Genomic DNA, 11,909 nt, shown 5'->3' with positions numbered 1-11,909 from the left:
AAGCCCCGCTCCTTTAGGACGGCTTTTCTTAATCCTGTATTCATGCTAGAGTTATTTATACTACATACGACGTAAAATGCTGGTATTTGAGGCAAAACTTGAGGGAGAAAAGCAACAGTATGAAAGGCTTGATGAAGCTATTCGTACCGCTCGTTTTATCCGCAATTCTTGCATCAAATACTGGATGGACAACAAGGGAATTGGGCGATACGATCTGAGTGCTTATTGCAAAGTTCTCGCTCATGAGTTTCCTTGGGCAAACAAGCTCAACTCTATGGCTCGTCAAGCTTCTGCTGAAAGGGCTTGGAGTTCCATCGCTCGATTCTACGATAACTGCAAGAAGAAAGCAGCGAAGAAAGGTTTCCCACGCTTTAAAAAACATCAAACACACGGTTCTGTAGAATACAAAACCTGTGGCTGGAAGCTGTCGGAAGATAGACGAACTATCACTTTCACCGATGGTTTCAAAGTCGGAAGTTTTAAGATGTGGGGAACCCGTGATTTGCATTTCTATCAGTTGAAGCAGATTAAGAGAGTTCGGGTTGTGCGTCGTGCCGATGGGTACTACGTTCAGTTTTGCCTTGATGTTGAGAGAGTTGAGAAAAGAGAACCAACAGGCAAAACAGTCGGATTGGATGTGGGGTTGACTCACTTCTACACCGATTCTGACGGGCAGGCGATTGAAAATCCCCGCCACCTCAGAAAGTCTGAGAAAGCTCTCAAGCGCCTTGGTCGAAGACTTTCTCGAACTCAACAAGGCTCGAAAAATAGAGCCAAGAGTCAAAACCGGTTGAGCACAAAGCACCTCAAGGTAAGTAGGCAGCGTAAAGATTTTGCCGTGAAGTTGGCAAGATGCGTCATCCAGTCTAACGACTTGGTTGCCTAGGTCGACTTGATGGTGCGGAACATGGTTAAGAACCGGAAGCTGTCTAAATCTATTAGTGACGCAGCTTGGTCGGCTTTCGGAAACTGGTTGGAGTATTTCGGCAAGGTGTTTGGAGTGGTAACGGTTGCCGTCCCTCCCCACTACAGCAGCCAGAATTGTTCCAACTGTGGGGAAGTTGTTAAGAAGTCGTTGAGCACAAGAACTCATAAATGTCATCATTGCGGGTTGGTTTTAGACCGAGACTGGAATGCAGCTCGAAACATACTTGAACTTGCACTTCGTACCGTGGGGCACACGGGAACGTTAAACGCCTCTGGAGACATCGACAAGAGCTTGGGTGAAGAAATTCCTCCAAGTAAGCCGAGTCGTGGAAAGAGGAATCCTCAGAAGTGATTCTGGGAATCCCCGTCCTTTAGGTCGGGGAGGATGTCAAGCATCAACACCACAGAAACCGGGTTTTTATCGGGATTAAAGGTCTAGATGCAGTATTTTTGCCTGTGAAACCAGGTTTCTCATCACTGCTGCGTCTAGGGCTAAAACTAAGGTTTGAAGGTACTGATGCGTCCCAGACTGTTTTTATTGACGATCGCCTTTTGGGAAACTCAGGCATTGACACAATCGCCGCGATCGTGTATCTTCTCTAACTGGTAGTATTATATACAAGTTATGCAGTTAGTCGAAAGGCAGGTCATCAAACCAAATCACAGGTTTTATCCAGAAGCCGACCGACAGTTTTTCCAGTCCAAAAATCACAACTGCGATAACTATATCTACCGTCAAAACTTTTTCCCCCGTCAACCAATCAATGCTCTGACGGTCGATCGTCCGCGATCGAAGAGTATCGGTGACAAAGCATTGCCCGCCCTGGTGACACAAAACACTCTCCAGTTACTGCAAAAAGCATGGATTAGCTATCATAATGTCACCGGGTATGGCGCGGGCGATCGCCAAACTAAATTTCCAGCAGCACCCAAAATCCCTTACTATAAAAAATCAAGAAAAACCAGATATCGGTGCCGCCATGTAGTTGTATTTAACTGTCAAACAGTCAGGGAAAAACTTTCGCAAAAGGATATGCCCCTTTGCATGAAACTAACATCTTCATGTATTCAAAAGTAACTTAAATCTGGGAAATCCTGATTGTTCCCGATGTAGGTTGTTAATTAGTCAGAGTGCTTGATTAAAAGTTAGAACAAAACGCAACTATCAAAGGGATTACTACCCTGGCTTTAACGAACTGTGTCCCTATGAAAGACCGAAGAAATCGCTCCTAAGAAAAACCGTAAAAATCTCCATTCTAACTTGTGATAAGTTCAGGAAAAACCTGGTGGATTGTTGATGAAAATATAGCAACAGCGCCAGACGGTGAGGACGTTTGAAATTACTGAAAGCCGGGGTTTTCTTAATTATTCCTTGGGTCTTGTTAATTATTCCTTCTTCTATAAATACCTTCCCTTGTGCCAACAATTTCTCAGTCAGCTTATAACCGATCGCCCCCAAGTCTGCTGGAAAGTAAAAAAATGCCAGAATTGGGCATTGGGCTGCCTATTAACGCCTAAAAAAGTCAATTTGGCCAACAACTGACGGCCCGGACATCCCTGGTCGGCTGGCGGCCCGCCTGCTGAAAGCCGATCGGGCAAACAGCACCCTTCCAGCTTTTAGTAGTAACGCAAACGAGGAAAAAACTGTCGTGAAATTCCACTGGCTACTACCGAGTTTCTTAAGTGTATTTTTGCTCGCCGGAGCCGCCGAAGCAGCCCGACTGCAATCTTGGCGGTTTGATGCTTCAGAGAACCGGCTCTACATTAGAACAGAAGGGGGAGTGCAACCCAAGGCTCAACTGATTTTCAACCCGACGCGCTTGGTAATCGATTTGCCGGGAACGAGTCTAGGCCGTCCCTCAGTCAACAAACAGCTCTCAGGGGCGATCGAATCGGTGCGAGTAGGACAGTTTGACAACGACACAACCAGAATTGTAGTCGAACTCAAAGACGGGTTTACTTTAGACCCCCAACAAGTAAAATTCCGGGGGATTTCTGCCAGCGAGTGGACAGTGGATTTACCCGCACCGACGCGCGGCCAAAGTCAAAATCCCATTTCCGAACCCGGGGGAGAAAGGTTATCGCTTGAACCTTCAGCAGGCGAGCCCCAGTCTGCTGAAGCAACCGTAGTTCAGAACGTTCAACTGACAGCAGACGGTTTTTTAGTCCGCACTGTCGGCGGCCGGCCCCAAATTAATTTTGAACAAAGTCGCGCCGGAGACATCGCTACCCTGGATATTGAAGGAGCTACTTTAGCTCCGGGCGCGGGCGGCCAACAGCCTCAAACTAACGGCCAGCTCGGTGTCGAAAGGGTTGAAGTCCGGCAACTGCCAACAGACCCGCCCGTTACCCGCGTGACTTTGCGTCTGAAGGCTTCTAATACTCAGTGGCGCGCGTCTGTGAACAATTCCGGCTCCGTTGTGCTGTCGCCCGGGGGTACGATTGCGCCAATCCTCAGCCGCTCCCAGCCCGTAGCTGTTGGAAGACCAGAGCGAGCAACTTTAGCTAGAGTTCTGTCGATTGATTTAGCCGATAATGACACGCAACTGGTGGTGAGAACTGACCGCCAAGTCTCCTATACCAGCGGGTGGGACCAGTCGTCGAGGTCTTACTGGCTCAGAATCGCTTCTAGTTCCCTGACAGGGCAAATTCCTCAGTTGAATGCCAACAGTCCTGTATCGTTTACTGCGAGTCAGGAAGACGCGGAGACTGTGGTGATTTGGGTGCAGCCACGATCGGGGGTAGAGGTAGGCAGGGTGACGAGACCGGGCCAGCAGTTGCTGTCTTTGCAGTTGCGATCGTCCAATGCTAGCGCCCCGCCGCCTTTGACTCGCGATCCAAATCCGCAGCCATTACCGAGAAGGACGATCGGATCGGGGGATTTGCCCCAATCCAACCGCCGCGTCGTGGTGGCGATCGATGCGGGGCACGGCGGCCGCGATCCAGGTGCAGTCGGGATTGGTGGCATTCAGGAGAAGGAGATTGTTTTAGATATCTCGTATCAGGTGGCGAGGCTGCTGGAACAGCAGGGCGTGCAGGCGGTGATGACTCGGACTGACGACAGCGAAATCGACTTGGAACCGAGAGTTTCTTTGGGGGAACGGGTGAATGCTACTTTGTTTGTCAGCATTCACGCTAATTCGATCAATATGAGCCGGCCGGATATTAGCGGGATTGAGACTTATTATTTTGATAGCGGGAAAGATTTAGCCCGGGTGATTCACGCCAGTATTTTGGACGGAACGGGGGCGACTGACCGCCGGGTGCGGCAGGCGAGATTTTATGTTTTGAGGAAGAGTTCTATGCCTTCTGTTTTGGTGGAAGTGGGTTTTGTCACGGGTGCTGAGGATGCTGCTAGACTTTCTGACCCAGCTTATCGCAGTCAAATGGCAGCTTCGATCGCTCGCGGCATTTTAGTTTATCTTCAACAAAGATAATGGTCAGTAATCAGTAGTCAGTAGTCAGTGGTCAGTAGTCAGCAGTCATTAGTTATTAGTTATTAGGGAATTGTTAGCTGTTAACAGTTAACAGTTGACTGTTAACTGTTAACTGTTAACTGACTACTACCAACTGCTTTCCTGCTTTCCTACCAACTGCTTTCCTACCAACTGCTTTCCTGCTTTCCTGCTTTCCTACCAACTGCTTTCCTACCAACTGCCAACAGACAACTAATTATTAAAAAATGACAACAGACTCTGGACAACAAAGAATCGGTATTTTTGATAGCGGCGTGGGCGGTTTAACTGTTTTGACGCAGTTATACGAACAATTGCCCAACGAATCTATACTTTATTTTGGAGATACGGCGAGGCTTCCTTACGGGACTCGCGCAGCTTCGGAAATTGTCCATTTTGTCCGGGAAATTATGGCCTGGCTGGTGGAGCAGGATGTGAAAATGGTGATTATGGCCTGCAACACCAGTTCTGCTTTGGCGATGGAAATGGTGCAGGCTGAGTTTGATATTCCGGTGCTGGGAGTAATTCTGCCGGGGGCGCAGGCTGCGGTGCAGCAAGGCAAGCGGATCGGGGTGATCTCAACTCCGGCTACGGCTGCTAGCAATGCTTATCGAAATGCGATTTTGGAAATGGATGCGGATTGTCGGGTATGGCAGGTTAGCTGTCCGGCTTTTGTGCCGCTGGTTGAGCAAAACCGGATTCACGATCCTTATACTTATGAGGTGGCTCGGGAATATTTGGCTCCTTTGATTCAGCAGCGCATCGATACGCTGATTTACGGCTGCACTCATTATCCGCTGTTGGCTCCTGTGGTGCGATCGCTTTTGCCTGTTGGGGTGAATTTAATCGATCCGGCGGTGCGGGTTGTGGCTGCTGCTGCTAGAGAGTTGGAGGTTTTGGGGCTGCGGAATTCTGGTACTGCGCTGCCAACTCGTTTTTGCGTGAGCGGGCTTCCTGAGCAGTTTGCGGATTTGTCGGTGCAGTGGCTCGGCTGTACTCCTGCGGTTGAAAAGATATCTCTGCCGACTGTTGTCCGTAGCGAAGCGGGGCGTCAGCCATCGCCCGTATCTGTGGAATCTGTCGAATAAGCTGGAAAATTGCTCGATCGCGCGACAATCGCCGAAATCTTCAATCTAAAATCTTACCCTCCAAAACCCTAGGGATTTGGGGGGTTGAGTTTTTGCTGGGAACATTGCAGCTAGCGATCGAACATCATTGTGTAATAAAATGCAACAAAAGCTTTGATGAACAATGCAAATAATGTCCTCTATCTGCTGGAGATCTTCAGCCTTGAACCATGTCACCGTATATATCGCAAGCAGTGTTACTTGTAGATGGCTATAACATAATTGGACTTTGGCCTCGACTCCGAGAGAAGCGCGATCGCGACGAACTCGAAACAGCCCGCCGCGAGTTGATTGAGGCTTTGGTTAACTACAGCGCCGTACAAGATTTTGAAGCTAGACTCGTGTTTGACGCTCAGTATCGAAACACTCCGAGCGTTAAAGAAATTATTACTAAAAATTTATCTGTGCACTACACTGACTTCGGTCAGACAGCAGATACTTATATTGAAAAGTCTTGTGCTAATTTGCGCTACGAGTTGCGATCGGTCAAAGGCAAAAGCCGAATGATTGTCGCCACCTCCGACAGAGCCCAGCAATTAACCGTAGTCGGCTACGGTGCCGAATGGATGTCCGCCCAACAACTAGCGGCTGACGTAGAATCCACCGCCCGCCGCAGCGAGCGCCAGCACAAATCTCGCAAACACAATTCCAGTCGCTTTCTGGCCAATTCCCTCGATCCAGAATCGCAGCAGCGCCTCGCCAGAATGAGAATGGGGCTGCATTAGCGTCCCAAACCCGCTTGCTGTATGAGAAAAAAAAAACTTTGCAAAAGGCCTTGCCAAATCGAATAGGTTCAGCTACTATTAGTAAATGTGGATGACAAAAACCACGCAATCCTCGGTAGCTCAGTGGCAGAGCGATCGGCTGTAATGAATGCAAGCCTTTGGCATCAACCAAAAGCCCTAGTGACATAGCAGCTTTATCCGGTAACGGGTACTGAAAAATCGGGTGAATTCAAGGAAACCGCAGCACTTCGGGTGGCGGCAATCTTGAGCCAAGTCTGGCGAAAGGCAGCGGTTTCGATCGCAAGTAGCCGGAAAGGTGCAGAGACTAGAGATGAGGAGCCTAACCAATAAATCTCACAGCGCCCGACATCCCGCGACAGATGCTAAATCTGCGTTTTAGGGATGATGAAATAGTCCGCGCCCTTCGGAAACGTTGGGATAAGTGTAACCGATTGGTCGTAGGTTCAAATCCTACCCGGGGAGTTAGTAAAAGTCTGAAGTTGGAAATTTCCAGCTTCAGATTTTTTTTGTTTTTATTTTCTGAAATGACTTGTTTAGCCGTGCGCGGTTCTGCTCCGTTGCAACACAGTTGTTATGCACTCTTCACGGACAACTGTTATAGCGGTTCTCAATTAAGTGAGGTATGTGGGATCCTTAATGACATGGCTGACACACTCATACTCAAGAAACCAGGTTTTTTACCGAGATTAAGGTTTTTTGGCGATTTTTTTGCTAAAAACCCGGTTTCTGGCAACCCATATATCAGTCCTAATTACCAATTAGGAAATATCCCAGCGTACGTCATCTTTCTGATAACCGCTATATCTCAATCACCGAATTCTTTTATAAACGTTTCATAGACACCACTAGAGTTAAGTGTTTTGGCAGATTGCTTCATTATATCTAGATCGGAATCGGGAATCCAGATAACGGCAAATGATTCATCGCCCCCAATCAGACTATCATGTCGCAATTCATTCATTGCTGTCAGAATTGCAGCGAGCAGTTTGGTGGCGTGCGCGATTTCCCAATCATCCATTGCATAGTCATCAGGGTTGTCATTGAGATGGAGTTCTTTGAATTTGGCATTACACAAATCGATAATTGCACTGCTTTTTGGGAATTCGCTATGTTCGTAGTTAGACCATTCATCGACAGAATAGCGATAGTAGCTGTCGGCGACATTCTCAGGAGCGATGTCCGATTCACGATTGAAAGCAACAACGAGATCGTGAATTTGATAGAATTCACCGGGTAGTATTGCATAGCCATAGAATTGATCGCCACGGGCATGGAGCTTCGCAATGTGTTCGTGAATCTCTGATTTGATAGCATCAACAAGTTCGGAATCATCGCGGCCAAGTAACGCTTGTAGGTCAGTGTTTGTCATTGGAGGCGTTTATTTATAGCCCGGTGCGTCAGAAATGAGATTTTTGAGTTGCTTCAAGTATTTAACTGACGTACCATACCTCTACTAAATATTGCGTTTTGTACGCAGCCGTTTATTCATCGTAGGGTGCGTCAGAAACGAGATTTTTGAGTTTGATAGAGCATCTGGCTGACGCACCCTACAGAATACTAAACATCGCGTTCTGTTCGCACCCAATTAGTTTGTCGCTTCAGGAGAAAACCCAGATACAAAGGAATTTTCCAAAGGATGTAAAAAGGTACAGATAAAAGAGTTGCGCCGGAAATGTCGGCACGGCCAAATTTTCCCCAAGCGCTGACAATTGCAACTAAAATTAGCAGTCCTTGTACTCCTAACAAAATAGCAGGAATCGGTGATGTTCCTATGATTGCTGCTACTATAGAGGCGACAAAAGCGGCTAGCCAAAGAGCAACTAAAAGCGATAGAGGAGGGACGGATAAGTCAAGGGCGATCGCCATTAAGTCAAAACGCTGTTGCTCGATCGAAGCTGTCGCCAGCCTGGGAGTCTGAGTTAGCAACGTCTGGATATGTCCGTGTTCCCATCTGGTTCTTTGAGTTTTAGCTGCTTCCTGCTGCTGCGGCAAACATCCTGTGACTCTGGCTTCGGGGCAGAATACGGTTGGATGTCCGGCGATCGCCAAATCCAAACTCATTTGCATATCTTCCACGATATTGCCGCTAGCTAAAGGAACATCTCGAATGATTAGCCAAGGAAAAGCCATCCCCGTACCTGTTAGCAATGACGGGAATCCTAGCTGTTTTAATCCGCTGGGGCGGACTAGGTTTTTTACGAGAAATGCTAAGGCTGAAATCGAATCTTTGGGGGTAGGATCGGGCGGCTGTTCCATTAAATATGTGGCCTGCACCGGTCTTTGTTTGGCCATTGAAACGCGGGCTAATGTTTCTATGGAATCTGGCTCGCAGATGCAGTCTGCATCAACCATAATTACTACTTCTGGGGGGTCTGAGGCGATCGACTGCAAGCCGAAATCCAGGGCGTATCCCTTCCCCTTACGTTCTGTGTCGTGGCGCTCGATCGCCGTTGCACCGCAGTTGCGGGCGATTTCTGCGGTAGCATCCGTGCAGTTGTCAGCAATGACTAACAGGCGGTCTTGAGGTGTTAGCTGCGGCAGAATGGTGGAGATAGTGGCGGCAATTCCTGCTGCTTCGTTGTAGGCTGGAATTAAAACTGCTATTTTGGGGCGGGGTTCTTTGGTTTCGTCTGTGGGGGCGAGGTTCGACAGGAAAGCTGCACTGCATTCTAGAAATAAAACTGCAACGGGAATTAGCAGGATTAGGGCGATCGTCAAAAGTACAACATCAACAAATAGGAACGGTAGCTGATTTATTTCCACAATTCTAGCACCTTAATTTAATTTAATGTAATTTGCAGCGGTCATTGAATTGACTTAATCAAATTTAATCTCCGTCAACTCAGCGATCGACACTATAGCTTTTCAAGCGAAAGATGAGGTACTATGCGGCATTGGGCATTGGGCATTGGGAAGAAGGCCCGCGCAGGGCATACCTCACCACGCTTGATAACCGCTATATCTAACTTATAAGATACGAAAACATCACCCTTATTAGGTTTGTAGTCAGGAATGCGAGTTTGTTCCAAGAGAGGACTTTAGTCCTTACTACGAACTAATTTGATTGCAATCGTTCGCTCCAACATGATATCATATCATGTCGATTCTTACCATTTTAAGTAAATCACTTAATTAAACCTCAAACAGACCCAAAATTGAAAAACCCGGTATCTCAAAGAAACCGAGTTTCGGGTTGTTTAGCTTTTAATCAACTAAAAATGACAAAGCAATCTCTCAACTATTTTTCAATTACGCCGCTTCCCGCACAGGAACAGGTTCAGATTTTTTTTGAGTGAACTGTGCCGGGAGTGCAGATTGTCTGATACATTTGGAGACCGATCGCAAATATCCCACTTCTGCTTCAAGAGAATCCACCGCAGAAAGACTTTCCACTAATTGATCAAATTCATCAGCATTAACTCCAGCACAGTTCAAAACTTCTTGGTTGAGTCTCCCGTACATTCCTTGCAGCAGGAGTTGGATAATTTCGCTATAGTCAGCGACTTCTGTTCCGTAACCTTGCAATTTTTTCGGATTGACTCCCCACTGCAAAATTTTCAGCAATTCTGCGGCGGAACTCCACGCAAAAGAAGAAGCAATTACCTCTTTTTCCGCTGCGACAAGAGCCGGCTTAATTTGCACTTCTGGGAAATTCTGATCGCTAATTATTTTTTCCAGGTTAGACACTTGTGTATCTAACACGCACAAAGAAAAAGGAGCTAGTTCTACAATCACCATGTCGCCAGCCTGGTCAACTCTTCTGAAAGGATCTTCCAGAACATTAATTAGGAGATGAATGTCTGTAGGTTTGTTCCAGTCAAATTGTCCTAGGAAAAATGGTTCTTCGTATCCCGGTAAAAGTCCTTGAAAATAAATCGGCAAATTTTTGCCGGATTCAAGAATTTTATACAAAGCGACTTCCAAGGTTTCTGTCGGCCATCCGAGATTGCTGACGGCGACAATTTTCAGTTTTCCCGGAACGGAAACCACGAGCGAATTCAGTAACAAATGTACGGCTTCGACTAGATTTTGAGCGGTTACGTAGCGGTGGGGGGCGTGAACGTTGACTGTTTTACTTTGCTGTACTTTCTTGGACATTTGCTCGCAGAACAAGCTATTTTCTAGCATATGAGTAAAGCGAACCATCCCGTAAGTGACTTTTCCTTCTTGAGCTGCTTTGGCAAATTGCCATTCTGCAAATTTTTTGGAGGCGGCGTAAATTTCGGTTGTAAAATATCGAGATGTTTTGCCTGTGGAAGAGAAGATGCAGTCTTCTACGCCGTATTCTTCGGAAAGTTGGATGACGTGTTTGCATCCCAACAGGCTGGTTGTAACTGTTTCTCGAATTTGGATTTCAGCTAATCCGGGCTGGCGCTGGGCTGCTAGGTGAAAAACAATCTGCGGTTTTTCTACTTCAAATATGTGTTTGAGCGCCTGCAAGTTGCGAATGTCGGCGGCGTAGAAAGTTACTGCGCCTTCTTTGTTAAAGTGCGGGAGATTTTCGTCGGGGTTTTGACATCGGGCTTTGTCTGCGGAAATGATGTTAGTTGCGCCTAGAGAGAGGAGTTTTTCGATTAGAAAACTGCCGACGCATCCTTCTCCGCCGGTGATGAGGATGGTTTTTCCTTTGATTTTGTTGCTGCAGGCGAGGCTGTACAGGTTAATGGTACGATCGCGCACATCGCTAAAAGGTTCGCTTTCTAGTTGTCCGTCGGCTTGATAGGCCCAGATTAGCTGTGCGGTGAGAGTTTGTAGCGTTGCTAGGATTTGCGGATTTTGCGGTTCGGGGGAACCTGGGGGAACTAGCTGCTGGATGCGATCGATTATTGCCGCTTTGCTGGCATCTTCAAACACTTCTGAGGGGTTAAATGTGTTACTCACTTTCTGGGCTCCTTTAAATTAGAGAAATACGGTTGCTGATGCTGATTGAGAGTTATTAAACTGATTTTTGAAGGACAGAATTTTTAAAATTCGGCTGATTTTGGTTGTTTTTACAGAGAAAGCGACTTAATCGGAAAGATACGCGATCTGCTTTCCTACTAATTAATTATTTTCAGTCTACTTGTAGTTTTATTAAGGACTTTTTAATCTGCTTGGTTTGGCTAGCTGCTAAGTCGGAACTTTCTCTGTCAAAAATTAGTCACTACAACTATAAACGTAAGTTGCTGGCCGTTGGCAATAGTCACAACATATCTTTACTATTTCTTTGCAATTACCTCAGAATATTCACGCAATTTTAAAGTTAATGTAAAGTAGTGCAGGCGTCAAACAAACTTAATAATCCTTGCCACTATCAGTAAAACGTCTTTTTTATTACTAATTGTATTAAAAGTTTAAGTAAAGATACGGAAAACATGGTCAAATATTGCGGTGTGCCTAAAATATTGGTATTTATAGCCTTTCTGTGCTCTGGTATGAGGTACTATATGGGATACGGGATAGGGCATTGGGCATTGGGCATTGAGGATATGGCATCTTGCCCGAAGAGCGAAGTCGAAGGGTGGGTATATGGCATCTTGCCCGAAGAGCGAAGTCGAAGGGTGGGGATATGGCATAAGGCATACCTCACTTTTTTTAGAACCGCTATATATAGCAATCCTAAATCATTTGTGAATTTCTTACTCCCTCCCCGAACCCGCGGGGAGGGTTGGGGT

The 11,909-nt window shown here is 46.7% G+C and carries 7 protein-coding genes and 1 pseudogene; 5 read left to right on the top strand and 3 right to left on the bottom strand.

Annotated features, from left to right (window positions below; all coding sequences use genetic code 11):
• Nucleotides 1–76 precede the first annotated feature (76 nt).
• The 5 genes and pseudogenes from AACV78_RS14035 to AACV78_RS14015 all read left to right on the top strand — a co-directional run bounded on the left by AACV78_RS14035 (nucleotide 77) and on the right by AACV78_RS14015 (nucleotide 6,234).
• Nucleotides 77–1,279, top strand: a pseudogene (locus tag AACV78_RS14035) (RNA-guided endonuclease InsQ/TnpB family protein).
• Between the two features lie 273 nt (nucleotides 1,280–1,552).
• Entirely contained in the window at nucleotides 1,553–2,005 is a 453-nt protein-coding gene (locus AACV78_RS14030; RefSeq protein ID WP_194008539.1) for a hypothetical protein, read from the top strand.
• A 571-nt stretch (nucleotides 2,006–2,576) separates the two neighbouring features.
• The gene (locus AACV78_RS14025) at nucleotides 2,577–4,364 is read left to right on the top strand and encodes an N-acetylmuramoyl-L-alanine amidase (RefSeq protein ID WP_194008538.1); all 1,788 of its coding nucleotides are present in this window, start codon (nucleotides 2,577–2,579) and stop codon (nucleotides 4,362–4,364) included.
• Nucleotides 4,365–4,609: 245 nt separating this feature from the next.
• Nucleotides 4,610–5,470, top strand: a complete 861-nt coding sequence (gene murI, locus AACV78_RS14020; protein ID WP_194008537.1) for a glutamate racemase — start codon at nucleotides 4,610–4,612, stop codon at nucleotides 5,468–5,470.
• A gap of 209 nt (nucleotides 5,471–5,679) precedes the next feature.
• Nucleotides 5,680–6,234: an NYN domain-containing protein gene (locus AACV78_RS14015; RefSeq protein ID WP_194008536.1), complete on the top strand. Its 555-nt coding sequence runs from the start codon at nucleotides 5,680–5,682 to the stop codon at nucleotides 6,232–6,234.
• 826 nt (nucleotides 6,235–7,060) lie between these two features.
• Here the strand turns inward: AACV78_RS14015 and AACV78_RS14010 are convergent.
• The 3 genes from AACV78_RS14010 to AACV78_RS14000 form a co-directional block, all read right to left on the bottom strand.
• A complete protein-coding gene (locus AACV78_RS14010; RefSeq protein ID WP_194008535.1) occupies nucleotides 7,061–7,624 on the bottom strand; it encodes a DUF4303 domain-containing protein in 564 nt (187 codons plus the stop codon).
• Between the two features lie 188 nt (nucleotides 7,625–7,812).
• Nucleotides 7,813–9,018, bottom strand: coding sequence for a glycosyltransferase (locus tag AACV78_RS14005; RefSeq protein WP_194008534.1), 1,206 nt, complete (start codon nucleotides 9,016–9,018; stop codon nucleotides 7,813–7,815).
• Nucleotides 9,019–9,504: 486 nt separating this feature from the next.
• Complete coding sequence (locus tag AACV78_RS14000; protein WP_194008533.1) at nucleotides 9,505–11,136, bottom strand: polysaccharide biosynthesis protein; 1,632 nt, start codon at nucleotides 11,134–11,136, stop codon at nucleotides 9,505–9,507.
• Nucleotides 11,137–11,909: the final 773 nt, after the last annotated feature.

The organism is Tychonema sp. LEGE 07196 (assembly GCF_963890365.1).
Taxonomy (GTDB): Bacteria; Cyanobacteriota; Cyanobacteriia; order Cyanobacteriales; family Microcoleaceae; genus Microcoleus.
This window is presented reverse-complemented; position numbering and strand designations above follow the sequence as displayed.

Coding starts and splice junctions, on each gene's coding strand:
- murI (WP_194008537.1), top strand. CDS start 4,610: ATGACAACAGACTCTGGACAACAAAGAATCGGTATTTTTGATAGCGGC.
- AACV78_RS14030 (WP_194008539.1), top strand. CDS start 1,553: ATGCAGTTAGTCGAAAGGCAGGTCATCAAACCAAATCACAGGTTTTAT.
- AACV78_RS14015 (WP_194008536.1), top strand. CDS start 5,680: ATGTCACCGTATATATCGCAAGCAGTGTTACTTGTAGATGGCTATAAC.
- AACV78_RS14010 (WP_194008535.1), bottom strand. CDS start 7,624: ATGACAAACACTGACCTACAAGCGTTACTTGGCCGCGATGATTCCGAA.